Origin of the sequence: Bradyrhizobium sp. PUT101 (genome assembly GCF_052043945.1) — a bacterium.
Lineage (GTDB): Bacteria > Pseudomonadota > Alphaproteobacteria > Rhizobiales > Xanthobacteraceae > Bradyrhizobium.
Map to the genome: position 1 here is coordinate 3,470,993 of NZ_CP197207.1, position 23,266 is coordinate 3,494,258.

A 23,266-nucleotide genomic window follows, 5' to 3' on the forward strand; every position below is an offset into this window, starting at 1 on the left:
ATTCGCCATGCGATCTCGCAATAGGTCGCGCACTCAAGAAGACGCAATGCCGGCGCTCTGAACAATGATGCCTGAATCATCCTGAAAGGGCTCGGGAGCAATGACCTCCACCGCGACGAGCATTGAAACGGAAGGGCGCGCCCCGCCTCCCGGAGACGCTGCAACTGGGGCATCCGAACATCTCGGCAGGGCGTCCACAGAGCGGGCGCGTCCGTTGCTGAGACACTTGCTGCCTGTGATCCTGGCGATCACGGCGGTTTGCGGCGGGACCTATACTGGTTGGAGGTATTGGACGCATTGGCGCTTCGAAGCCGCCACAGACGATGCCTATGTGCAAGCCGATGTCGTTTCGATCGCATCGCAGGTTGCCGGGAATATCGCATCATTGTTCGTTGACGATAATCAGCATGTGAAGATCGGACAGGTCTTGGCCGTCATCGACCAACGCGACTACGAGGCAGCTGTCGAACAGGCGGCCGCTGGCGTCGAGCAGGCCACCGCCGGGATCGCGACCATCGAGGCCGAGATCGCCCAGCAGCGGGCCGTGATTCGCCAAGTCGAGGCGACGATCGATGCGGACAAGGCACAGGAGCTGTTCGCGAAAGAGAACAGTCAACGTTACGGCAAGCTCGCAGACGACGGCTACGGCTCGGTCCAGGACGCACAGCAGGCGGCCTCGCAGATCGATACCGCGACGGCGGTCGTCGCCAAGGACCAGGCCGCGCTTGATGCCGCCAAAAAGCAGATCGAGACCCTGAATGCTCAACTGGCGCAGGCCAGGGCGACACTCAAGCGAAACGAAGCGGCATTGCAGCAGGCACGGATCAATCTCGGATACACCACGATCACCTCGCCGGTTGATGGCGTCATTGGCGATCGCACGCTGCGGCTTGGCCAGTACGTTCAGCCAGGCACCCAGCTTCTCGCCATCGTCCCGCTCGCGAAGATCTACGTTGTGGCGAACTACAAGGAAACCCAGCTGGCCGAGGTGCGCGCCGGGCAGCCCGTCGTCCTGGACGTCGACGCGTTTCCCGGGAAACGAGTTCGCGGCCGGGTCGACAGCCTGGCGCCTGCCAGCGGACAGGAGTTCGCTCTGCTGCCGCCCGACAATGCCACCGGCAATTTCACGAAGATTGTTCAGCGCATTCCGGTCAAGATCGCCGTTGACCCGAGCGACCCGCTCGCCGGCATGCTGCGTCCCGGCATGTCGGTGACTGCGACAATCGACACAAGGCGCGGCGCCACGCCTCAGGGATCGCAGCGATGAGCGGCGCGATCGACGATCGGGACACCGAGCGCGCGTCACTGCGGACCTGGATCGCCGTCTATGGCTGCATGCTCGGGGCGCTGATCGCCGTGCTGGACATCCAGATCGTCAATTCATCGCTTGCGGAAATCGAAGGAGGAATCGGCACGGGGATCGACAACGGCGCGTGGATATCGACGTCTTACCTGATCGGCGAGATCATCATGATTCCGCTGACCGACTATCTCAGTCGCGTGTTCGGATTCCGCCGATTCCTGCTGACCAACGTGACGCTTTTCCTGACTTTCTCGGTCAGTTGTGCCTTTGCCGACAGCCTCGGCACCATGATCGTCACCCGCGCGCTGCAGGGCTTCACGGGTGGCGTCATGATTCCGATGGCATTCACCATCCTGCTTACCAAGCTCCCTTCCGGACAACGCCCGATCGGGCTGGCGATATTCGCGGTCACAGCCACCTTCGGTCCGGCCATTGGGCCGACCATCGGGGGCTATCTCACCGAGCACTTTGGCTGGCAATACATCTTCTTCATCAATCTTATCCCCGGCTCCGTGATGCTCGCCTTGCTATTCCCGAGCCTCGACCACACGCCGATGCAGTTGCACCTTCTCAAGGAGGGCGACTGGTACGGCATAGGCTCGTTGGCAATAGGGCTTGCCTGCTTTCAGACCGTGCTCGACGAGGGCAACAAGGATGACTGGTTCGGCTCTCCCTACATCGCGCATCTCGCCATCGTCGCGGCCGTCATGTTGACGGTGTTCGCGGTCATCGAGCTAAGAAGCGACAAGCCCGCCGTGCGGCTTCGCCTGCTTGCGAAGCGCAATTTTGGCCTCGGCACACTCGCCAACACACTCGTCGGATTCGGCTTGTTCGGATCGGTCTATGTGTTGCCGGCCTATCTCGATTCCGTCCAAGGCTATAATGCCGAACAGATCGGGCTTGTGCTCGCCTGGTCAGGCTTCCCGCAGCTCGTCATCATTCCTTTTGTACCGCTTATCCTCAAGTACTTCGATGTGCGCGTGGTCGTCTGCGCCGGACTGATCGTGTTCGCAGCGAGCTGCGTCATGAATACCCATCTGAGCATCAACGATTCCGGGCCGCAGTTGATGTTGACCAACCTGGTGCGCGCGGTCGGCCAATCGCTCCTCGTCGCCCCCTTATCGAGCATCGCGATGGCGCACATAAAGCAGGATGAATCGGCGGCGGCGTCTGGCCTGTTCAATATGCTTCGCAGTCTGGGCGGCGCTATTGGAACGGCCGGGCTGGCCACAGTCATCACGAAACGCGAGCAGTTCCACTCCAACATCATCGGACAAGCGGTGACTTCGTTCAATCCGATCGACCAGTCTTTCCTGATCCGGATGCAGCAGTACTTCTTGCCCCATGGCGTGCCAGATCCGGCGCGCTCCTATCAGCAAGCCGAGATCCTGCTCGGCGAACTTGTCAAGCAGCAGGCAACGATAATGGCCTATTCAGACGCGTTCTATTCGATAGCAGTTGTGTTACTAACTGCCGTGCTTGCCGTGGCGCTCACAAGATCGCCGATGAACAAGCGGGCTCCTGCCGGATGAGCGATTGAGCGCTATCTTCAGCGACGGCTTCAAGGAGCACAACGAACCGCCGGTTTGCGGCTGAGAGGCGAGACACGAGCCGTGGGGGATATGCACGAATTCCACCCTCGGCATCCAGGTCCGTCTTCGGGAAAGAAACGATCCGACACACAAGCTGGACCTGCTCCGTCGCCCGGTCCCCGGTTTCCCAGAAAATCAAATCCGTCCCGGCCGTTAGACCGGGACGGAGCGTGAGCGATAACAATTTGGTTGCGGGGATAGGATTTGAACCTATGACCTTCAGGTTATGAGCCTGACGAGCTACCGGGCTGCTCCACCCCGCGTTAAACTGTTGCGTGCCTTTGCGAAAATCCCGGGGACGGTCGGTTGAGGCCGGCGCTGTTCGCGTGGCTTGCTCTTCCGTCCCAAAGGCTTCCTTGGAAGGCGACCCCGGGGCAAAGCCCATCGGGTGCGGGGCGTATGTATCAAGGCGGGCTGGCTTTGGAAAGGGCTGCGGGAACGTTTTTTTCGACTTTATGACAGGGGGATCGACCGATTTCCGCTGCGTTCCGCGCGCTCTTGCCAGAAGTTCCACAAAGGGCCAGCTTGCGGCAACAAGATTAAGGCTGAAACGCCTGGAGGGAGGAACGCCGTGGACAAATCCCTGACGAACGCTCCGCTGCGGGCCCTCGAAGAGGCCTTCCATGCCATGCGCGCACGGTCGCGGGACGAGCCGGCGCCTGACCTCGCCCAGCGGCTCGACCGGCTGGCGCGGCTGCGCGCGGTGGTCGCCGACAACGAGGAGCGCTTCCGGCAGGCGATCTCGGCCGATTTCGGCCACCGCTGCGCGGTCGAGACCACCATCGCCGAGACCATGCTGGTGTTCTCCGAGATCCGGCATGCCACCAAGCACCTCAAGGCCTGGATGACGCCGCAGCGCGTCGCGACCGCGCTGCAATTCCTGCCCGCGCGCAACCGGCTGATGCCGCAGCCGCTCGGTGTCGTCGGCATCATCGCGCCGTGGAATTACCCGCTCCAGCTCACGCTCGCGCCCGCGATCGGCGCGATCGCCGCCGGCAACCGCGTCATCATCAAGCCGAGCGAGCTTGTCCCGCACTTCTCGGCGCTGCTCCAGGAGACGGTCGCGCAGCGGTTCGACGGCGCTGAGGTGCTCGTCACCGGCGTCGAGGACGAGGTCGCCAAGGGCTTTGCGAGCCTGCCGTTCGATCATCTCGTGTTCACCGGCTCGACGCGGGTCGGGCGGCTGGTCGCCGAGGCCGCGGGACGCAATCTGACGCCTGTCACGCTCGAGCTGGGCGGCAAGTCGCCCGCGATCATCGACGCCTCGGCCGATCTCGACGAAGCCGCCGAGCGCATCGCCTATGGAAAGCTGCTCAATGCCGGGCAGACCTGCATCGCGCCCGACTACGTGCTGGTGCCGGAGAATTCGGTGCAGGCCTTCGCCGAGAAGGTCCGCGCGCAGATGCGGCGCATGTTCGGCACCGATCCCGCCAACAAGGACTACACGTCGATCATCTCCGACCGGCACTATGCCCGGCTCGAGGGCCTGGTCGCGGACGCAGCCCAGCACGGCGCAAAGATCCTGCAACCGGCAAAGCCCGACGATCCCAACTGGAAGGCGCACCGCAAATTCCCGCCGACGCTGATCGCTGGTGCGACCGAAACGATGGCGGCGATGCAGGAGGAGATCTTTGGCCCGGTGCTGCCGGTGCTCGGCACTCGCCAGCCGGCGGAGGCCATCGCTTTCGTCAACCGGCGCGACCGGCCGCTGGCGCTATACTGGTTCGGCAGCGACCAGAGCGCGCGCGACGAGGTGCTGGCGCGCACCGTCTCCGGCGGCGTCACGATCAACGACTGCCTGTTCCACTTTACGCAGATCAACCAGCCGATGGGCGGCGTCGGCGCCTCCGGCACCGGCGCCTATCACGGCGAATGGGGTTTCAGGACGTTCAGCAAGCTGAAGCCGGTGTTCTATCGCTCCAGGTTCAACCGCCTCGCCGATCTCTATCCGCCCTATGGCGGCAAGATCGCGCGGCTGGAGAAGCTGATGCGGTTCATGTCGTAGGGCTCGTCATTCCGGGGCGATGCGAAGCATCGAACCCGGAATCCATTTCGCAGCACGTCATGCTGATCGATGGATTCCGGGTTCGCGACTGCGTCGCGCCCCGGAATGACGATAAAGGGGGGAAACAACATTGACCGACACATTCGATTTCGTCGTCGTGGGCGCGGGCTCGGGCGGCTGCACGGTCGCGGGCCGGCTGTCGGAGGATGCGGCGACATCCGTGGCGCTGCTCGATGCCGGCGGGCCTTGCGACAACTGGGTCGTGACCACGCCGGGCGCGCTGGTGCTGATGGTCGCGGGCAACGTCAACAACTGGGCCTTCAACACCGTGCCGCAGAAGGGGCTGAACGGCCGCATCGGCTATCAGCCGCGCGGCAAGGGCCTCGGCGGCTCGTCGGCGATTAACGCCATGGTCTATATCCGCGGCCACCGCGCCGACTACGACCACTGGGCTTCGCTCGGCAACACCGGCTGGGCCTATGCCGACGTGCTGCCCTATTTCAAACGGTCGGAGAGCAACGCCGATTTCGACGGCGAATATCACGGCAAGGACGGTCCGCTCTTCGTCAACAAACTACGCTCCGGCAATCCGGTGCAGCAGATCTTCCTGCAGGCGGCGCAGGAGGGGCAATTCCGCATCCGCGCGGATTTCAACGCCGAAGACCATGAGGGCCTCGGCATCTACCAGGTGACGCAGAAGAACGGCGAGCGCTGGAGCGCGGCGCGGGCCTATGTCCATCCGCACATGGGCAGGCGCGCGAACCTGCGCGTCGTGACGCAGGCGCATGCCACGCGCATCCTGTTCGAGGGCAGGCGCGCGGTCGGCGTCGAATACCGCCAGGGCAAGGACTTGAAGCAACTCCGCGCGCGGCGTGAGGTGATCCTGGCCGCCGGTGCGTTCCAGTCGCCGCAGCTCCTGATGCTGTCGGGCATCGGCGACGCCGCCGCGCTTCGCGCGCACGGCATCGCAAACGTGCATCATCTGCCGGGCGTCGGACAGAACCTGCAGGACCATCCCGACTTCATCTTCGGCTACATGTCCGACAGTCCCTATTTCTCCGGCATCTCGCTCAAGGGCATGCCGCGGCTGATCCGCGCCATCCTGCAATATCGGCGGGAGCGCCGCGGTCCCCTCACCTCCAATTTCGCCGAATGCGGCGGCTTCCTGAAGACGCGACCCGATCTCGACATTCCCGACATTCAATTGCATTTCGGCATGGCGATGGTCGACGACCACGGCCGCAAGCGCCATAAGGGTACCGGCTTCTCCTGCCATGTCTGCCTGCTCCGGCCGAAGAGCCGCGGCAGCGTTTCGCTCGCCAGCTTTGATGCGATGCAGGCGCCGCTGATCGACCCGAACTTCCTTGGGCACGAGGACGATCTCGAGACCATGGTCGCGGGCTTCAAGACCACGCGCCGCCTGATGGAGACGCCGGCGCTGCGCGCACTCCAAACCAGGGACATGTTCACCGCGAACGTGCGCAGCGACGACGACATCCGCGCCGTGCTGCGCGAACGCGTCGACACCGTCTATCACCCCGTCGGCACCTGCAAGATGGGGACGGACGCGATGGCCGTGGTCGATCCGGCGTTGAAGGTGCACGGGCTCGAGGCCCTGCGCGTCGTCGACGCCTCGATCATGCCGACGCTGATCGGCGGCAACACCAATGCGCCGACGATCATGATCGGGGAGAAGGCGGCGGACATGATCAAGGCGGAGATGCGGTAGAGTTAGGCGACGCTGCCGCCTCGCTCTCCACTGTCGTGCTGCGAAGGGCAAACTGCTGCCGCACTCTCCGCTGTCGTCCCGGACAAGCGTAAGCGCAGATCCGGGACGACAGCGGAATTCAATTCAACAGAAAACCACCGTCGACGGTAATGACGCTCCCCGTCATGTAGCGCGAGGCCTTCGACGCCAGCAGCAGGATGGCGCCGTCGAGATCGGACTCGGCGCCGACGCGGCGCTGGGGGATGCGTTTGGCGAGGCGTTCGCCGGCCGGCGTCGACCAGAACGCATGGTTCATTTCGGTGTCGATATAGCCCGGCGCGAGCGCGTTGATGCGGATGTTCTGCCCCGCCAGCTCCAGCGCCATCGCTTTCGTCGCCTGGATGATGCCGGCCTTGGAGATCGCGTAGGGCGAGACCGCCTTGAGCACGCCGGTGCCGAGCACGGAGGCGATGTTGACGATGTTGCCTTCCTGCTTGCGCGCAATCATGCGGCGGGCGATCTCCGTCGCGAGGAAATAGGCGCCCTTCAGATTGGCGCCGATCACCGCGTCCCAGTCCGCCTCGGTCTGCTCGGTCGCGAGCTTCTCGATGGCGATGCCGGCATTGTTGATCAGCACGGTGACGGGGCCGAGCGCGGCTTCGACGGCGTCGACAGCCTTGGCGATCGAGGCGGTGTCGGTGACATCGAGCGCGACCGCTGCCGCGAGGCCGCCCTTGCCGCGGATCTCCTCCTCGAGGCTCTTCAGCTTGTCGGCCTGCCGCGCGGCGAGCGCGACCGATGCGCCATGCGCCGCCAGCACCCGTGCAAATTGCCGGCCCAGCCCCTGGCTCGCGCCCGTGACGAGGATGGTTTCTTTACTGACGTCGAATAGGTCTGACATGACGACTTCCTTGCCGATTTCCTTACCGATTTCCTTGGGCGCGATCCCGCGAGCTTTGGGGCCATCAATACAGACGATTTTAACGATCTGAAACCGGAATGATCGGTTCGGCGTTCATTCGTTCCATAGGCAGGGTTTCGCTCATGAACAGTTTCGATCTCGCCGTCTATGCCGCGCTCGCCGTCGCGGTCGGCTTCGGCTTCAGGACCGGCCTGCTGCGCAGCGCCATGACCATCCTCGCCTATCTTCTCGCCGCGCCGATCGCGGTTGCGCTGATGCCGATGATCGCACCGCAGATTGCCGGCAATGCAAACTCGCCGCTGCTCCAGAACTGGATCTGGTTCTTTGCGATCTTCTTGGTGGTGGGCATGCTGTTCGGCCATATCGGCCGCATCGCGCTGAACGACACCATCGGCGAGGCGGGCATCGGCGACCGGCTCGGCGGCGCCGCGCTCGGTGCCATCAGGGTCGGCCTCGTCGCCACCACGCTGGTGCTGGTGTTCGACCAGATCGTGCCGGCCAACCGCCAGCCACCTTTCCTCGCCGGCTCGCATCTGCGGCCGCTGTTCTCGGCCGCCGGCCAGATGGGCTTCAAGTCGCTGCCGCCGGAGGCGACCTCCGCCATCGACCGACTCAAGCAGGAGCGGCGCATCTGATGAAGCACATTTGCATCGCAGCGTGGACGCGCATGCATTTTGGTGCGAGCCCGTCCCTTACCAGCGGCGCCACAGTTGGCTAGAGTGCCGCCGTCCAAACCTAGCTGATATTACGGAGTGAAACAGTGGATCTTGGGATCAAGGGTCGCCGCGCCATCGTCTGCGCATCCAGCAAGGGTCTCGGCCGCGCCTGCGCCATCTCGCTGGCGGACGCCGGCGTTCATGTCACGCTGACCGCGCGCGGTGCCGAAGCCCTGAAGAAAACGGCCGATGAGATCCGCAAGGCCTATCCCGATGTCACGGTCACCGAGATCGTCGGCGACATCACGACGCCTGCGGGCCGCGAGGCGGTGCTGAAGGCCTGCCCGGAGCCCGATATCCTGATCAACAATGCCGGCGGCCCGCCGCCCGGCGATTTCCGCAACTGGACCCGCGACGACTGGATCAAGGCGATCGACGCCAACATGCTGACCCCGATCGAACTGATCAAGGCGACGGTGGACGGCATGATGGCGCGCAAGTTCGGCCGCATCGTCAACATCACCTCGGCTGCGGTGAAGGCGCCGATCGACATCCTCGGCCTCTCCAACGGCGCGCGTGCCGGCCTCACCGGCTTCATCGCCGGCCTCTCCCGCAAGACGGTGATCAACAACGTCACCATCAATGGCCTCTTGCCGGGCCCGTTCGAGACCGATCGGCTCACCGGCACCGCCAAGGCCGAGGCCGACAAGCGCGGTGTCACGCCAGAGCAGATCCTGGCCGAGCGCGCCAAGCAGAACCCCGCCGGACGCTTCGGCCAGCCCGACGAGTTCGGCTATGCCTGCGCCTTCCTGTGCGGCTCCAAGGCCGGCTTCATCACCGGGCAGAACATTTTGCTGGACGGCGGTGCGTTCCCGGGCACGCTGTAAAGCATGATCCGGAAAAGTGCGCAGCGGTTTTCCGAAAAGATCATGCTTAAACAACAACCTAAAGCGCGGTGACGATTCATCCTAATCGCATCGCGCTTTAGCCGCGATTGCGAGGCGCTGAAGCTTCCGCATCGTCATGGCCGGGCTTGTCCCGGCCATCCACGACTTGCCGCAGTTACGAAGAACGTGGATGCCTGGGACAAGCCTGGGCATGACCATCACCGCTGCTTCGTTGGCTCGTCCTCGTCCCGCTCGCTGGGGTCGGAGGAATCGGCGGTGAGGCGCTCGCCGGTCCAGTCGACGCCGAATTCCTCGAGCCCGTTGGCGAGCAGGTCGCCCAGCATCGGCTCGCCGAGCAGATAGTGCACCGTTTCGCGGCGCGGGCTGCGATACTCACCGCGCGCCTCCACGGCGCGGGCGCGCAGATCGTCCCAATCATCGATCGTGCCGTCGCCGCGACCAAGCCAGGTCAGCGCGACGAGATCGACCTGCTCGTCCTCGTTCAAGGCGATCATGAAGCTTCCGAGCTCGTTGACGACGGGGTCGGAGCCATCGTCCTCGAGGACATCGACCGAACCGTCGTCGCTCGGGTTCGAGCCGGAATCCGGATCGGAATCCCCCTCCTTGACGTCGAATTCACGCGCCTTCTCGATGATGAAGGCGACCTTCTCGGCGGAAATCGTAAGCTCCGGCATGGCTCTCTCCAGGGTTCCCGCGATAACGCCGCATCGCGTCAGATGATCCATTGCGCTTGACGGCGGAAGACCGCATGTTTCGGCACCAAAAGAAGCTGGGAAGGTGCCGGATGCAGTGGCAGGTGGGCAAGGTCAAAATCACCAAAGTGGTGGAATTGGAGACGGTCGGTTCGACCCGTTTCATCCTGCCGCTCGCGAGCAATGAGGAAATTTGCAAGCTGCCCTGGCTGATCCCGCATTTCGCCACCGAAGAAGGCCGGCTGAAAATGTCGATCCATTCGCTGGTGGTGGAGACGCCCGGCAGGCGCATCGTGGTCGATACCGGCCTCGGCAACGACAAGCAGGGCCGCAACGTCCCGACCTGGAACAACCGCAGCACGCCGTTCCTGGAGACCATGACGGCGGCCGGCTTTGCGCCCGACAGCATCGACACCGTGCTGTGCACGCATCTTCATGTCGATCACGTCGGCTGGAATACGAAACTGTCCGGCGGCAAATGGGTGCCGACCTTCCCGAAGGCGCGCTACGTTTTCGGCAGGACCGAATACGAATACTGGCGCGACCATTCGACGGAGCCGGACAAGCAGGCCGTGTTCGGCGATTCCGTGCAGCCGATCGTCGATGCCGACAGGGCCGATTTGATCCCGAGCGACCACCGGCTCTGCGAGGAGATCAGCATGATCCCGACCCCCGGCCACAGTCCCGGCCATATGAGCGTCCTCATCCAGTCGGACGGCGAACAGGCGCTGCTCACCGGCGATGTCGCCCATCACCCCTGCCAGATGGCGCATCTCGACTGGTCCTCGACCGCCGATTCCGACCAGGCGCAATCGGCCGCAACGCGGGCAGCGCTGTTCGGCCGCTTTGCCGATACGCCGACGCTGGTGATCGGCGGACATTTTTCGGCCGGGCATATCAGGCGGGAGGGGGACGCGTTCAGGTTCGTAGCGCTGGGGTGACCTCTGTTTTGGGCGGTTGAATTTCCTGCCGCCCTGTTCCATGAAGCTATTAACCGATCGGTCCAATCTCCAGGGAGAAACGAGAATGAAGCTTGTTCGTTATGGCGAGAAGGGTGCGGAAAAGCCCGGTCTGATCGACAAATCCGGCCAATTGCGCGACCTGTCGGCGCATGTGAAGGATCTCACCGGCGAGGCCTATTCGCCCGAGTCCCTGAAGAAGCTGGCGGCGCTCGATCCCGCCTCGCTGCCCGCCGTTTCCGGCAAGCCGCGGTTCGGCGCGCCCGTCACCGGCATCTCGAAATTCGTGGCGATCGGCCTCAACTACAGCGACCATGCCAAGGAGACGGGCGCCGATATTCCGAGCGAGCCGATCATCTTCATGAAGGCCAACACCTCGCTGTCGGGTCCGAACGATCCGGTCGAGAAGCCGCGCGGCTCGACCAAGCTCGACTGGGAGGTCGAGATCGCCGCCATCATCGGCACCCGCGCAAAATACGTGTCGGAAGCCGACGCGCTGAACCATGTCGCCGGCTATTGCGTCTGCAACGACGTCTCCGAGCGCGCATTCCAGATCGAGCGCCTGGGCCAGTGGACCAAGGGCAAGTCGCACGACACGTTCGGCCCGCTCGGTCCATGGCTCGCGACCAAGGACGAGATCAAGGACGTGCAGAACCTGTCGATGTGGCTCGACGTCAATGGCCAGCGCCGCCAGACCGGCTCGACCAAGACCATGATCTTCTCGATGGCCAAGTGCATCTCCTATGTCTCGCAGTTCATGACGCTGCTGCCCGGCGACATCATCACCACCGGCACCCCGCCCGGCGTCGGCCTCGGCATGAAGCCGCCGACCTTCCTCAATGTCGGCGACGTCGTCACGCTCGGCATCGAAGGCCTCGGCGAGCAGCGCCAGGAGATCATCGCGGCGTAAGCCGTGATTCTCTCTTCGTCATTCCGGGACGGCGCGTAAGCGCCGGACCCGGAATCTCGAGATTCCGGGTTCGATGCTTCGCATCGCCCCGGAATGACAACAAGGATCCAAAATGAAGCTCACCTTCTCCCCCGCCTCGCCCTTCGCCCGCAAGGTGCGCATTGCCGCGATCGAGCTCGGGCTGATCGACAAGATCGAGTTCGTGCCTGCGGCCGTGACGCCGGGCACGGCCAACGAGGATTATTCGCGCATTACGCCGCTGAAGAAGCTGCCGGTGCTGATCACCAATGACGGCGACGTGATCCTGGATTCCTACGTCATCGTCGAATATCTCAACGAGATGGCCGGCGGCAGCCTGATCCCGGATTACGGCCCGCGACGCTGGAAGGCCAAGACCAACCATTCGCTGATCAACGGCATGCTCGATTCCATGCTGCTGTGCCGCTACGAGAAGATGGTGCGGCCGCAGGGCCTGCAATGGCAGGCCTGGTCGGACGACCATTGGAACCGGGCCTGGACCGGCATGGCGCGCTTCGAGAACATGCCCGACGTCCTGAACGGTCCGTTCGACATCTCGCAGATCGGCCTCGTTTGCGTGCTCGGCTATGCCGACTTCCGCTTCGCCGATTGCGGCTGGCGCAAGGCCTATCCGAAGCTCGACGCCTTCCACCAGAGGATGCTGGCGCGGCCCTCGGTCAAGATCTCGGTGCCGCCGGCCGCGTAAATCTGCGAGAGTTCTCATGAGCCTGAAGTTCTCAGTCGGCGATCTCACCATCCATCGCATCATCGAGCAGGAGACCTCCTTCGTCCCGGCGCTGGAAATGCTGCCGGGACTGACCGCGGAGGTGCTGGCCGAGAATCGGGCGTGGATGCGGCAGGCCAGAGCGCTGGACGAGCAGGACGTGCTGCTGCTGTGCTTCCAGTCCTACATCGTGAAGACGCCGCACCACACCATCCTGATCGACAGCTGCATCGGCAACGACAAGCCGCGGCCACAGCGGCCGAAATGGCACATGAAGACCGACGATACCTATATGCGCGGGCTCAAAGCCGCCGGCGTCTCGGTGGACGACATCGACTTCGTGATGTGCACGCATCTGCATGTCGATCACGTCGGCTGGAACACGCGGCTCGAGAACGGCCGCTGGGTGCCGACCTTCCCGAGGGCGCGCTATCTGTTCGCCAAGCAGGAATTCGATCACTGGTCCGCGCAGAACGCGAAGACGGAAGTCCCGCCTTTCGCCGACAGCGTGCTGCCGGTGGTCGAGGCGGGGCGCCACGAGCTCGTCGGCAACGATCATCAGATCGGCGACCATGTCCGCATCCTGCCGACGCCCGGCCACACGCCGGGCCATATCGCCATTACGATGGGCCGCAGCAAGGACGATGCGGTGTTCTCCGGCGACCTCATGCACTCGCCGCTGCAGACGCTCTATCCGGAGCTGTCAATCAAGTTCGATGTCGATCCGGCCAAGGCAGCCACGACGCGCCGCAGCTTCCTCGATCGCTATTGCGACACCGAGACGCTGTGCTGCACCGCGCATTTCCCCTCGCCGTCGGTCGGAAAGATCAGGCGCAAGGGCAGCGGATTCGTTTGCGCGGCGGTCTAGCGCAAGCGGTCTTCCTGCTTCCTCCCGTCATGCCCGGGCTTGTCCCGGGCATCCACGCTCTTACAATCCATCGATCACGAAGAACGTGGATGGCCGGGACAAGCCCGGCCATGACGAGGAAACAACATGCCTGATCTGCCCGACATTCCCCTCCCGGCCGGCATCCGCTCACGCACCATCGACGGCATCAACGGCTTGCGCATGCATGTGCTCGAGGCCGGCTTCGAGACCAAGGGGCGGCGCTGCATCCTGCTGCTGCACGGCTTTCCGGAGCTGGCGTTCTCCTGGCGAAAGGTGATGCCGGCGCTAGCTGCGGCCGGCTACCACGTGATCGCGCCGGACCAGCGCGGCTATGGGCGCACGACGGGATGGAGTGCGGAGTTCGACGGCGATCTCGCGTCCTTCTCGCTCTTCAACCTCGTGCGTGACGCGCTCGCCCTGGTGTCGGCGTTCGGCTACAGGCAGGTCGATGTGGTCGGGCATGATTTCGGCAGCCCGGTCGCGGCCTGGTGCGCCTTGATCCGGCCCGACGTGTTTCGGTCGGTGACGATGATGAGCGCGCCGTTCGGCGGACCGCCGCCGCTGCCGTTTGGCACCGTCGACATGCCTGCTAAGCCTGCGGCCGAAGACCCCGTTCATCGCGAGCTTGCCGCGCTGCCGCGGCCGCGAAAACACTATCAATGGTACTACTCGACGCGCGAGGCAAACGCCGACATGCACCGCGCGCCACAAGGCGTGCATGATTTCCTGCGCGCCTATTATCATCACAAGAGCGCGGACTGGACCGACAACAAGCCCTATCCGCTGCAATCGTGGTCGGCGCATGAGCTGGCGAAGCTGCCGACTTATTACGTGATGGACCTGAACGAGACCATGGCCGAGACGGTCGCAAAGGAGATGCCGTCGCCGGCCGCGGTCGCCGCCAATCACTGGCTGCCGGACCGCGATCTCGCCTATTACAGCGCCGAATATGGCCGCACCGGATTCCAGGGCGGCCTGCAATGGTATCGCTGCGGCACGTCAGGCCCGTTCAACAACGAGCTGCAGCTGTTCGCGGGTCGCAGCATCGACGTGCCGTCCTGCTTCATCTCGGGCAAGCAGGATTGGGGCACCTACCAGCGGCCCGGCGTTTTCGAGGCGATGCAGGCGCGCGCCTGCACCAGAATGCTCGGCTGCCATCTCGTCGACGGCGCCGGCCACTGGGTCCAGCAGGAGCAGCCCGCCGAGGTCAGCCGGTTGCTGCTCGACTTCCTGGCGAAAGCTGGCGGCAGCTGATTTGACCGGGGAACCACGGCATCCTATATAGTTTAGAATTATTCTAAACTTGGAAGACAGGCTGCCGTGAAGAATTTTGCCGATCTGACCGAGCGCGAGGTGCTGGCGGTTGCGATCTCCTCCGAGGAGGAGGACAGCCGGATCTACATGACCTTCGCCGAGGATCTGAAGGAGCGCTATCCGGACTCGGCAAAGCTGTTCGAGCAGATGGCCGAGGAAGAGCGCGGCCATCGTCACATGCTGCTGGAAACCTACGAGCAGCGCTTCGGCCAGCATTTGCCGCCGATCCGCCGCGAGAACGTCAAGGGCTTCCTGCGCCGTCGCCCGATCTGGCTGACCAAGAACCTGCCGCTCGACACGATCCGGAAGGAAGTCGAGACCATGGAGCTCGAGGCCGAGCGCTTCTACGTCAAGGCCGCCGAGCAGGCCGAGGACGTCAACGTGCGCCGGCTGCTCGGCGACCTCGCCGAGGCCGAGAAGGCTCATGAGCATACGGCCGCGAAACTCACGGATGAGATCCTGAAGCCCGACGTGCGTGCCGAGGAGGACCGCACGCGCCGGCGGATGTTCGTGCTGCAATATGTGCAGCCGGGTCTTGCCGGCCTGATGGACGGATCGGTCTCCACTCTGGCGCCGCTGTTTGCGGCGGCCTTTGCCACGCATCAGAACTGGCAGACGTTTCTGGTCGGCCTCGCCGCCTCGATCGGCGCCGGCATCAGCATGGGATTTGCGGAAGCGCTGTCCGATGACGGCTCGCTGACCGGGCGCGGCTCGCCCTGGCTGCGCGGCGTTACCTGTGGCGCGATGACGACGCTCGGCGGGCTCGGCCACACCGCGCCCTATCTGGTACCGGACAGCTGGGCCAACGCGTTCTGGATCGCGACCGCCATCGCCTGTGTCGTCGTGTTCTTCGAGTTGTGGGCGATCGCCTTCATCCGCTCGCGCTACATGGACACCCCGTTCCTCCAGGCGGTGTTCCAGATCGTGCTGGGCGGCGCCATCGTGCTGGCCGTGGGCATATTGATCGGGGCTGCATAGGCTTCGACAGTGCATGGCAATCGCGATCAAACGGCGGTTGCGACGTTCGGCCAAACTGCGCATCATCCTCTGGCAATGATAGCAGGAGCATTCGCGTGGCCAAGTCGGAATGGAGTTTCAAGAGTGCGGTCGAGCTGTCGGCCGCGCTGACCGCAAAGAAGGTCTCGGCGGTCGAGCTCACGCAGGATGCGATCGGCCGCATCGAACGTCACGATGGCAAGATCAATGCGATCTGTGTGCGGGATTTCGACCGCGCGCTCGGCGCGGCACGCGAGGCGGACGCAGCATTGGCGCGCGGCGAGCGGAAACCTCTGCTCGGGCTTCCGATCACCGTGAAGGAATCCTACAACATCGCAGGCCTGCCGACGACCTGGGGCATTCCCGCGCAGAAGGATTTCATTGCCAAGGAAGACGCGCTGCCGGTGACGCGGGTGAAGGACGCCGGTTCGATCGTGATCGGCAAGACCAACGTGCCGCTCGGACTCGGCGACTGGCAGAGCTATAATGACATCTACGGCACCACCAACAACCCCTACGATCTCGGCCGCACGCCCGGCGGCTCATCCGGCGGCTCATCGGCGGCGCTCGCCGCAGGTTATGGCCCGCTCTCGATCGGCTCGGACATCGGCGGCTCGCTGCGCGTGCCGGCCTTCCATTGCGGCATCTATGCCCACAAGCCGACCTTCAACCTCGTCGCCATGCGCGGACACACGCCGCCGCCGCTCCCGCCTCTGCCGTTCGAGCGCGACCTCTCGGTAATCGGCCCGATGGCGCGCAGCGCGGCCGATCTCTCGCTCGCGCTCGACGTGATGGCCGGGCCGGATCCGATCGATGCCGGCATCGCCTACCGGCTCGAGCTGCCGCCGGCCCGGCATAGCGCTTTTAGCGATTTCCGCGTGTTGGTGATCGACACCGATCCGGTGCTGCCGACCGACGCCGTGGTACGCGGGACCATCGACAGGCTCGCCGACAACCTCGCAAGGGTCGGCGTGAGGATCGAGCGCAGCAGCCCGCTGCTGCCGGATTTCGCAGCATCCTCGCGGCTCTATATGCGCATGCTGATGTCGTTCCTCGGCGCGACCTTCGCGCCCGACATCTACGCCGGCGCCAAGGCGGCTGCAGCCGCGCTGCCGGAGAGCGACACCAGCCTAGCCGCAGAGCGGCTGCGCGGCATTGCGCTCAGCCATCGCGACTGGCAAGCGGCGAACCACGGGCGCACGCGGCTGCGCGCGCAATGGCGCGAGCTGTTCAGGACCTTTGATGCGGTGATCTGCCCGCTGATGCCGACGCCGGCCTTTCCGCACGACCACTCGCCGGACCAGGAAACGCGCCGCATCACGATCGACGGCAAGGAGCATGTCTATCCCGACCAGCTCGCCTGGCCGGGCATCGCGACCCTGCCCGGCCTGCCCTCCACCGCGATCCCGACCGGCTTTGCGCCCGATGGCCTGCCGGTCGGCGTGCAGATCGTCGGCCCGTGGCTGGAGGATCGTACGCCGCTGAAGCTCGCCGAGCTGATCGAGCGCGAGTTCGGCGGGTTCGTTCCGCCGAAGATGTTCGACGATTGATGCGTCACTTGTCGCGGTGAGTTAGGGCAAGCCGTCCTCACACTCCGCTGTCATGCCCCGGCTTGACCGGGGCATCCAGTACGCCGCGGCGGTAGTTCATTCACACAAGTCCCGCCGCGGCGTACTGGATCGCCCGGTCAAGCCGGGCGATGACACCGTGACGGCCGCTAGCTATCGAACATGATCACGCTGCGCAGCGTCTTGCCGGCTTTCATGTTGGCAAAGCCCTCGTTGATCTCGCTCAGCTTCAGCTTGGCCGAGATCCAGTCCTCGAGGTGCAGGCGGCCGCGCAGGTAGAAGTCGACCAGACGCGGCATGTCCACGCGAAAATGGTTGGAGCCCATCGACGAGCCCTGGATCTTGCGCTCGCGCAGGAAGTCGAAGCCGTGCAGCTCGATCTTCTGGCCGAACGGGATCATGCCGACGATGGTGGCGGTGCCGCCGGAGGCGAGCATGCCGAACGCCTGCTCGGCGGTCTCCTTGCGGCCGAGCACCTCGAAGGAATGATGCACCCCGCCGTTGGTGAGGTCGCGCACCTGCTTCACGACGTCACCATCCGCCGGGTTGATGATATCGGTCGCGCCCAGCTTGGTCGCGAGCTGGAGCTTCGCCGGATTGGTGTCGATGGCGATGATGCGGCCGGCGCCGGCGATCTGCGCGCCGTTGATCGCGGCCATGCCGACGCCGCCGCAGCCGATCACCGCCACGGTCTCGCCGGCCGTCACCTTCGCCGTATTCACCACCGCGCCGTAGCCGGTGATGACGCCGCAGCCGATCAGCGCGGCGAGATCGAGCGGCATCTCCTTCCTGATTTTGACGATGGCGTTCTCGTGCACCAGCATCTGCTCCGCAAAGGAGGAGAGGTTCAGGAACTGGTGCAGCTTTTCCGGCTTCGACCATTGCATCCGGTTGGAGACGCCCGGCAGCATCTTCACCGTGGTGTCGGTGCAGAGCACGGTGCGGCCGGTGGTGCAGTTGTCGCAGGTGCCGCAGAACACGGACAAGCAGGTGACGACGTGGTCGCCCGGCTTGACGTAGGTGACGTCCGAGCCGACCTGCTCGACCACGCCGGCGGATTCGTGGCCGAGCACCGCCGGCAGCGGATGCGGATAGAGCCCTTCCATGAAATGCAGGTCGGAGTGGCAGAGGCCCGCGACCGCCGTGCGGATCAGCACCTCGCGCGGGCCGGGCTTCGGCAGGCTGATGTCCTCGATGACGAGCGGCTGGTTGACTTCATAGAGGACGGCGGCCTTCATCGGTGTTTCCTCGTTGTTATGATTTCGTTGCATGCGGGGCTCCACCTCTCCCATCGGGAGAGGTCGGCGCGAAGCGTCGGGTGAGGGGTTATGCTCCCTCGCGGGACCTGAGCCCCTCACCCGATTTGCTGCGCACATCGACCTCTCCCGATGGGAGAGGTGAAGGGAGAGCCTACGCTGGCAGAACCAGTTCGCCAACCTCGCTCATGCTCGCCGATCGATCGCCGAGCAGCAATGCGGCGATCTTCGCTTGCGCGGCATTTTCCGTCAGCCGGAACGGATCGCTCGGCAACACCCGATGATCGATGACGAGGCGTGACAGCAGCAAGCGGCGCGCATCGCCGCGCATTTCGTGGATGCGATGCGCCTCCCAGGCGAACGCGACCGCGCTGGCGACATGATAGAGCAGGCTGGTGGCGCGGCGCGCATCCGCCTCGTTCTCGGACTTGCTTGCGACCTCGCGCGCGAAGCCGACGGCGCGATCGGTGAGCCCGCGCAGACGATCGCGCCAGGCCTGCGGCACGGAGGCGCTGTCATCGAGCCGGGCGTGCAGATCGGCTGCGAGCGCGGACTCCGCGCCGTGACGGCCGACCGCACGTCGCAGCGCATCGATCGCCACGATGTTGCCGGTGCCCTCCCAGACCGAGCCGAGATGCGCGTCGCGCAGCAGGCGGGCGGTGGCGAATTCCTCGATATAGCCGATGCCGCCGCGCATCTCGAGCGCATCGCCGCAGACCTTTCGCGCATCGCGCGTGGCACGGAATTTCAGCGTCGGGGTGAGGATGCGCAGGAGCGCCGCCGCATCCTGGCTGCCGGCTTCGGCGCGATCGAGCGCATCGGCGGTGAGAAAGCTCATCGACAGCGCCTGCTCGACCGGCAGCATGATCTTCAGCATCTGCCGCCGTCCGAGCGGCAGGTCGATGATGCGCTGACCAAACACCACGCGGTTTGTCGCTACCGTCATCGCGTCATGATAGGCGCGGCGCATCAGCGCGGTGGATTTGACGCCGTTGGAGAGTCGCGACGAGTTGACCATCTCGGCCATCTGCACGAAGCCGCGGTCGAGCTTGCCGACGGCGTAGGCGATCGCGCCTTCGAGCTTGATCTCGCCTGACGCCATCGAACGCGTGCCGAGCTTGTCCTTGAGACGCACGATCCGGTAGTGGTTCTGCGAACCGTCGTCGAGGAAGCGCGGCATCAGGAACAGGCCGACGCCGCGCGTGCCGGGGCCGGCGCCTTCGGGGCGCGCCAGCAGCATCACGACCTTCGCGTCCGCGTTCGAGCAGAACCACTTCTCGCCGTAGAGACGCCAATGGTCGCCCTCCTGCACCGCACGGGTGGTCAGCGTGCCGACGTCGGAGCCGCCCTCCTTCTCGGTCATGAACTGGCCGCCTTGCGTCAGCTTGCTCATGTCGGTCGAGGTCAAGCCGTCGAGATATCTTGCCTTCAGCGCCTCGCTGCCGAAGTTTGCCAGCAGCTTGGCGCAGCCGTCGGTGACGTTGATCGGGCAGCCCATGCCGAACTCGGTCTGGTTGAACAGGAAGGTGAAGGCGTGCTTGGCCACGACGGGATATTTGTCCCGCCAGCCCATGATGCCCTTGCGGATCGAGAGCGCGTGGATGCCGAATTCGCCGAACGCAGCGTTCTCCAGTTCGCGATAGGCCGGGTGGTATTCGATCCACTGCACATCGCGGCCGAACTTGTCGCGCTGGTGCAGAATGGGCGTGTGCCGGTCCGCGAGCCGCGCACATTCGTCGAGATGGCCGCCGGCGAGCTCGCCGAGGCGGTCGAGATGCGGCTCGATATGACGGAACAGCGTGTCCGGCAGATGGATGCGCAGGAGATCGGCGAGCGCCGGATCGGCGCGGTAGAAATTCATGCCTGACGTATCGGGCGCCAGCAGGCCGGATGGTGCGGCCGCGACATTTTGTGGCTGCGCTGTGACCGGCTTATGCATGATCGTCCTCTTCGTTTCCGTCCGACGGCAATTCTTTGCGCTTGCCGCTTGAGATGATGTCGATCATGCTCCAGTCGCGGACAGCGATAAAGCCGCAAATTGTCAGGGAGGCATGATCGCCGTGGAGGAGCAATTCGCTCTGCGGAACTGTCATCGTCCCGGCTGGTTCTTCGCACAGCCCATGCATAGATCAGCGGCTCCTGCTTCCGAGAGATCACGCCATGGAACATCCGAAATACAAGATCGCCCTCATCGTCGGTGCCGGCGAAGGCCTGAGCGCCTCGCTGGCGCGGCTGCTCTCCGCCCAGGGCATCCGCGTCGCGCTCGCCGCACGAAAGATCGAAAAGCTCGGCGCGCTCTGCAGCGAGACAGGGGCCAAGGCCTATGCCTGCAACGCCACCGAGCCCGACGAGGTGGAACGGCTGTTCGGCCTCGTCGAGCGCGAGATCGGAACGCCCGACCTCGTCGTCTACAATGCCAGCGGCCGCACGCGCGGGCCATTCGTCGAGCTCGTTCCGGCCGACGTCGCGCAGGCGATTGCGGTCAGCGCCTATGGCGGCTTCCTGGTCGCACAGCAGGCGGCCAAGCGCATGCTGCCGAACAAGTACGGCGCGATCCTGTTCACCGGCGCCTCCGCCAGCGTCAAGGGCTATGCGCAGTCGACCCCGTTCGCGATGGGCAAGTTCGCGCTGCGCGGACTCGCGCAGAGCATGGCGCGCGAGCTATCCCCACAGGGCATCCATGTCGCACATTTCGTCATCGACGGCGGCATCAAGAGCGCGGCGCGAACCGAACCGGCGGACAAGCCGGATTCGATGCTCGATCCCGACGCGATCGCAGAGAGCTACTGGAGCGTGCTGCAGCAGCCGCGCAGCGCCTGGAGCTGGGAGCTGGAGCTGCGGCCCTGGGTCGAGAAGTTTTGAGGCAATAGTTTGAGGCAATAGCGTCACAACAGCCGTCATTGCGAGCGAAGCAAAGCAATCCAGAAGGTAGACCCTCACCCTGAGGAGCGCGCCAGTGGCGCGCGTCTCGAAGGGCGAGGCCACGGTCCGGGCCTTCATCCTTCGAGACGCGCGTTCCGCGCTCCTCAGGATGAGGAGCATAGAGGCTGGATTGCTTCGCTTTGCCCGCAATGACGAAAGAGAGGCAACATGACCACGGAAACCACCATCGATACGGGCACGAACGAACTCCTCTGCGTCATCCGCGACCGCGTCGCGATCATCACGCTGAACCGGCCGGAGGCGCGCAATTCGCTATCCGATAACCTGACGCCGGCACTGCGCACGATGATCCGGACCTGCGGCGAGGATCCCGGTGTCGGCGCACTGCTACTCACCGGCGCGGGCGAAGCGTTCTGCGCCGGCGGCAACGTCAAGGGCATGGGCGCGCATCGCGACAAGTCAAAGCTCGACATGTCCTTTGACGACAAGGTTGCCGACCTTCAGGAGCGGCAGCGGCTGCTGACCGGCGCGCTGGTGTCGGTGCGCAAGCCGACCATCGCAGCATTGCCAGGCCCCGCGGTCGGCGCCGGGCTCGCCATCGCCATGGCCTGCGATATCCGCATCGCCGCGCAATCCGCCTTCGTTGCGACCGGCTATGCCCGCATCGCGCTCAGCGGCGACTACGGCATCGCCTGGCTGCTCACCCGGCTCGTCGGCACCGCGCGGGCGCGCGAGCTGATGTTCACCGGCGATCGCATCGATGCGGCGCGTTGCGAAGCCATCGGCCTCGTCAACCGCGTGGTACCTGATGACAAGCTGCAGACCGAGGCCTTCGCGCTGGCCAGATCGCTCGCCGAAGGCCCGCGCCTGGCGCTGCGCTACATGAAGGACAATCTGGACGAGGCCGTGCTGTTCGATTTCGAAACGGCGCGCGACCACGAGGCCGAACGACTGATCCGCCTGACCACGACAGCGGATCACAAGGAGGCGGTGCAGGCCTTCATCGAGAAGCGCAAGGCGGTGTTCACGGGGAAGTAGGCGTTCCAGATCGAATCTTGTCGTCATTCCGGGGCGATGCGACGGACTGCGCAAAGCGCGGCCCGGAGCATCGAACCCGGAATCCATTTGGCGACAGAACGTGCGGTGAAATGGATTCTCTGATGCGCAATTGCGCATCATAGTTCGCGCTACGCGCGCCCCGGAATGACGGCGGGGAGGAAGCAAGGACGACATCGACTGCAAAAAAATGCCCGGCTCTGGCTTGGCCAGGCCGGGCTGCAGTGGTGTCAGGCCGAGGCTGAGGGGCTGTCGGCCTGACGGGAAAGGACGGCGAGGCGCCAGCTTGCGCAGGGAATGTCTCTGGGCGCGACGCTGATCTCCTTGTCGAAACGCACCAGCTTCCAGTCGTCGGGATGGTTGACGAAAGCGAAGCCGGATTTGCGCGCGAGCGAGACCATCGCCTCGTTGGAACGCAGCGTGTCGCCGAACATGTGCTCGGCTCGAAGCGCGGCGGCGCGGCATTCGAGGTTCTTCATCAGCGCGGTGGCGATACCGCGGCCCTGCCAGCGGTCGTCGACCGACAGGCCGAACTCGAGAGCCGCGGTCTCGGCATGGAAGGCGTAGCGCGCTTCGGCCACGATGGTCTCGAAGCCGTCGACCATCATGGTCGCAACGATCGTGAAGCGCTCGCCCTCGCCGACCTGAAGGAAGTCGTGCAGCAGGCCCTGCGGCAGCTCGCTGATCGCCCCGAAGAAACGGTTGTAGCGGGAGCGGGTCGAGAGCGAGCGGAAATAGTGCTGGAGTTCGTCGGTGTCGCGCGGCTCGACGAAGCGAACGTTGAGCGCCGTGCCGTCGCGGGTGCGCAGCCTATCCGAATATTGCTTCAGGTCTTCGAGGCGAAGGATGCTCATGACACATGCCGTGCGGAAAAGGGACCGCCGGCGCCCCACAGTCAGGCGGCGCC

General features: G+C 64.5%; 21 protein-coding genes and 1 tRNA gene. 15 read left to right on the forward strand and 7 right to left on the reverse strand.

Features of this window, described 5'->3' with window-relative positions; genetic code table 11:
* The first annotated feature begins 100 nt into the window (after positions 1-100).
* A complete protein-coding gene (locus tag ACSHT2_RS17015; RefSeq protein ID WP_440642565.1) occupies positions 101-1,267 on the forward strand; it encodes an HlyD family secretion protein in 1,167 nt (388 codons plus the stop codon).
* The gene (locus ACSHT2_RS17020) at positions 1,264-2,835 is read left to right on the forward strand and encodes an MDR family MFS transporter (protein WP_440642566.1); all 1,572 of its coding nucleotides are present in this window, start codon (positions 1,264-1,266) and stop codon (positions 2,833-2,835) included. The genes ACSHT2_RS17015 and ACSHT2_RS17020 overlap by 4 nt, the downstream gene beginning before the upstream one ends.
* Before the next feature lie 246 nt (positions 2,836-3,081).
* Here ACSHT2_RS17020 and ACSHT2_RS17025 read toward each other — a convergent pair.
* Positions 3,082-3,158 (reverse strand) — tRNA-Met (locus ACSHT2_RS17025).
* Positions 3,159-3,523: 365 nt separating this feature from the next.
* On the opposite strand from ACSHT2_RS17025, the gene ACSHT2_RS17030 reads away from it, so the two are divergent.
* Together ACSHT2_RS17030 and ACSHT2_RS17035 are read left to right on the forward strand one after the other, a co-directional pair.
* The gene (locus ACSHT2_RS17030; protein WP_440642858.1) at positions 3,524-4,900 is read left to right on the forward strand and encodes a coniferyl aldehyde dehydrogenase; all 1,377 of its coding nucleotides are present in this window, start codon (positions 3,524-3,526) and stop codon (positions 4,898-4,900) included.
* Positions 4,901-5,030: 130 nt separating this feature from the next.
* Positions 5,031-6,629 (forward strand): GMC family oxidoreductase, encoded by a 1,599-nt coding sequence (locus ACSHT2_RS17035; protein ID WP_440642567.1) that lies wholly within the window; start codon positions 5,031-5,033, stop codon positions 6,627-6,629.
* Between the two features lie 118 nt (positions 6,630-6,747).
* Here ACSHT2_RS17035 and ACSHT2_RS17040 read toward each other — a convergent pair whose 3' ends face one another.
* On the reverse strand, positions 6,748-7,509 hold the full coding sequence (locus ACSHT2_RS17040; RefSeq protein WP_440642568.1) for an SDR family oxidoreductase: 762 nt from the start codon (positions 7,507-7,509) through the stop codon (positions 6,748-6,750).
* Between the two features lie 143 nt (positions 7,510-7,652).
* Here ACSHT2_RS17040 and ACSHT2_RS17045 point away from each other — a divergent pair, with 143 nt between their 5' ends.
* A complete protein-coding gene (locus ACSHT2_RS17045; protein ID WP_440642569.1) occupies positions 7,653-8,165 on the forward strand; it encodes a CvpA family protein in 513 nt (170 codons plus the stop codon).
* A 125-nt stretch (positions 8,166-8,290) separates the two neighbouring features.
* Complete coding sequence (locus ACSHT2_RS17050) at positions 8,291-9,073, forward strand: SDR family oxidoreductase (protein WP_440642570.1); 783 nt, start codon at positions 8,291-8,293, stop codon at positions 9,071-9,073.
* Positions 9,074-9,291: 218 nt separating this feature from the next.
* Here ACSHT2_RS17050 and ACSHT2_RS17055 read toward each other — a convergent pair whose 3' ends face one another.
* Positions 9,292-9,768, reverse strand: a complete 477-nt coding sequence (locus tag ACSHT2_RS17055) for a DUF3775 domain-containing protein (protein ID WP_271527005.1) — start codon at positions 9,766-9,768, stop codon at positions 9,292-9,294.
* 110 nt (positions 9,769-9,878) lie between these two features.
* Here ACSHT2_RS17055 and ACSHT2_RS17060 point away from each other — a divergent pair, with 110 nt between their 5' ends.
* From ACSHT2_RS17060 to ACSHT2_RS17090, 7 genes are all read left to right on the forward strand, one after another.
* Positions 9,879-10,727 carry an MBL fold metallo-hydrolase gene (locus tag ACSHT2_RS17060; protein WP_440642571.1) on the forward strand — a complete coding sequence of 283 codons (849 nt, stop codon included), beginning with the start codon at positions 9,879-9,881 and terminating at the stop codon, positions 10,725-10,727.
* A gap of 85 nt (positions 10,728-10,812) precedes the next feature.
* A complete protein-coding gene (locus ACSHT2_RS17065; protein ID WP_271527007.1) occupies positions 10,813-11,655 on the forward strand; it encodes a fumarylacetoacetate hydrolase family protein in 843 nt (280 codons plus the stop codon).
* A gap of 112 nt (positions 11,656-11,767) precedes the next feature.
* A complete protein-coding gene (locus ACSHT2_RS17070) occupies positions 11,768-12,379 on the forward strand; it encodes a glutathione S-transferase family protein (RefSeq protein WP_271527008.1) in 612 nt (203 codons plus the stop codon).
* Positions 12,380-12,395: 16 nt separating this feature from the next.
* Positions 12,396-13,265 (forward strand): MBL fold metallo-hydrolase, encoded by an 870-nt coding sequence (locus ACSHT2_RS17075; RefSeq protein ID WP_440642572.1) that lies wholly within the window; start codon positions 12,396-12,398, stop codon positions 13,263-13,265.
* Positions 13,266-13,391: 126 nt separating this feature from the next.
* Positions 13,392-14,540 (forward strand): alpha/beta fold hydrolase, encoded by a 1,149-nt coding sequence (locus ACSHT2_RS17080; protein ID WP_440642573.1) that lies wholly within the window; start codon positions 13,392-13,394, stop codon positions 14,538-14,540.
* Between the two features lie 66 nt (positions 14,541-14,606).
* On the forward strand, positions 14,607-15,578 hold the full coding sequence (mbfA, locus tag ACSHT2_RS17085; RefSeq protein WP_440642574.1) for an iron exporter MbfA: 972 nt from the start codon (positions 14,607-14,609) through the stop codon (positions 15,576-15,578).
* A 95-nt stretch (positions 15,579-15,673) separates the two neighbouring features.
* Positions 15,674-17,146 (forward strand): amidase, encoded by a 1,473-nt coding sequence (locus ACSHT2_RS17090; RefSeq protein WP_440642575.1) that lies wholly within the window; start codon positions 15,674-15,676, stop codon positions 17,144-17,146.
* Between the two features lie 167 nt (positions 17,147-17,313).
* Here the strand turns inward: ACSHT2_RS17090 and ACSHT2_RS17095 are convergent, their stop codons facing one another.
* The 3 genes from ACSHT2_RS17095 to ACSHT2_RS17105 form a co-directional block, all read right to left on the reverse strand.
* The gene (locus ACSHT2_RS17095; protein ID WP_440642859.1) at positions 17,314-18,402 is read right to left on the reverse strand and encodes a Zn-dependent alcohol dehydrogenase; all 1,089 of its coding nucleotides are present in this window, start codon (positions 18,400-18,402) and stop codon (positions 17,314-17,316) included.
* Between the two features lie 172 nt (positions 18,403-18,574).
* Positions 18,575-20,359: an acyl-CoA dehydrogenase family protein gene (locus ACSHT2_RS17100; protein WP_440642576.1), complete on the reverse strand. Its 1,785-nt coding sequence runs from the start codon at positions 20,357-20,359 to the stop codon at positions 18,575-18,577.
* Entirely contained in the window at positions 20,352-20,513 is a 162-nt protein-coding gene (locus ACSHT2_RS17105) for a hypothetical protein (protein WP_440642577.1), read from the reverse strand. The genes ACSHT2_RS17100 and ACSHT2_RS17105 overlap by 8 nt, the downstream gene beginning before the upstream one ends.
* 67 nt (positions 20,514-20,580) lie before the next feature.
* Here ACSHT2_RS17105 and ACSHT2_RS17110 point away from each other — a divergent pair, with 67 nt between their 5' ends.
* Positions 20,581-21,282, forward strand: a complete 702-nt coding sequence (locus tag ACSHT2_RS17110) for an SDR family NAD(P)-dependent oxidoreductase (protein ID WP_440642578.1) — start codon at positions 20,581-20,583, stop codon at positions 21,280-21,282.
* Between the two features lie 228 nt (positions 21,283-21,510).
* The gene (locus ACSHT2_RS17115) at positions 21,511-22,341 is read left to right on the forward strand and encodes an enoyl-CoA hydratase (protein WP_440642579.1); all 831 of its coding nucleotides are present in this window, start codon (positions 21,511-21,513) and stop codon (positions 22,339-22,341) included.
* A gap of 248 nt (positions 22,342-22,589) precedes the next feature.
* Here ACSHT2_RS17115 and ACSHT2_RS17120 read toward each other — a convergent pair whose 3' ends face one another.
* A complete protein-coding gene (locus ACSHT2_RS17120) occupies positions 22,590-23,213 on the reverse strand; it encodes an N-acetyltransferase family protein (protein WP_440642580.1) in 624 nt (207 codons plus the stop codon).
* Positions 23,214-23,266 lie beyond the last annotated feature (53 nt).

Excerpts from the sequence above, each read along its gene's own strand:
- ACSHT2_RS17015 (WP_440642565.1), top strand. The coding sequence starts at position 101 with ATGACCTCCACCGCGACGAGCATTGAAACGGAAGGGCGCGCCCCGCCT.
- ACSHT2_RS17065 (WP_271527007.1), top strand. The coding sequence starts at position 10,813 with ATGAAGCTTGTTCGTTATGGCGAGAAGGGTGCGGAAAAGCCCGGTCTG.
- ACSHT2_RS17115 (WP_440642579.1), top strand. The coding sequence starts at position 21,511 with ATGACCACGGAAACCACCATCGATACGGGCACGAACGAACTCCTCTGC.
- ACSHT2_RS17120 (WP_440642580.1), bottom strand. The coding sequence starts at position 23,213 with ATGAGCATCCTTCGCCTCGAAGACCTGAAGCAATATTCGGATAGGCTG.
- ACSHT2_RS17100 (WP_440642576.1), bottom strand. The coding sequence starts at position 20,359 with ATGCATAAGCCGGTCACAGCGCAGCCACAAAATGTCGCGGCCGCACCA.
- ACSHT2_RS17110 (WP_440642578.1), top strand. The coding sequence starts at position 20,581 with ATGGAACATCCGAAATACAAGATCGCCCTCATCGTCGGTGCCGGCGAA.
- ACSHT2_RS17020 (WP_440642566.1), top strand. The coding sequence starts at position 1,264 with ATGAGCGGCGCGATCGACGATCGGGACACCGAGCGCGCGTCACTGCGG.
- ACSHT2_RS17080 (WP_440642573.1), top strand. The coding sequence starts at position 13,392 with ATGCCTGATCTGCCCGACATTCCCCTCCCGGCCGGCATCCGCTCACGC.
- ACSHT2_RS17055 (WP_271527005.1), bottom strand. The coding sequence starts at position 9,768 with ATGCCGGAGCTTACGATTTCCGCCGAGAAGGTCGCCTTCATCATCGAG.
- ACSHT2_RS17070 (WP_271527008.1), top strand. The coding sequence starts at position 11,768 with ATGAAGCTCACCTTCTCCCCCGCCTCGCCCTTCGCCCGCAAGGTGCGC.
- ACSHT2_RS17105 (WP_440642577.1), bottom strand. The coding sequence starts at position 20,513 with ATGACAGTTCCGCAGAGCGAATTGCTCCTCCACGGCGATCATGCCTCC.
- ACSHT2_RS17060 (WP_440642571.1), top strand. The coding sequence starts at position 9,879 with ATGCAGTGGCAGGTGGGCAAGGTCAAAATCACCAAAGTGGTGGAATTG.
- ACSHT2_RS17045 (WP_440642569.1), top strand. The coding sequence starts at position 7,653 with ATGAACAGTTTCGATCTCGCCGTCTATGCCGCGCTCGCCGTCGCGGTC.
- ACSHT2_RS17095 (WP_440642859.1), bottom strand. The coding sequence starts at position 18,402 with ATGAAGGCCGCCGTCCTCTATGAAGTCAACCAGCCGCTCGTCATCGAG.
- ACSHT2_RS17030 (WP_440642858.1), top strand. The coding sequence starts at position 3,524 with ATGCGCGCACGGTCGCGGGACGAGCCGGCGCCTGACCTCGCCCAGCGG.
- ACSHT2_RS17075 (WP_440642572.1), top strand. The coding sequence starts at position 12,396 with ATGAGCCTGAAGTTCTCAGTCGGCGATCTCACCATCCATCGCATCATC.
- ACSHT2_RS17040 (WP_440642568.1), bottom strand. The coding sequence starts at position 7,509 with ATGTCAGACCTATTCGACGTCAGTAAAGAAACCATCCTCGTCACGGGC.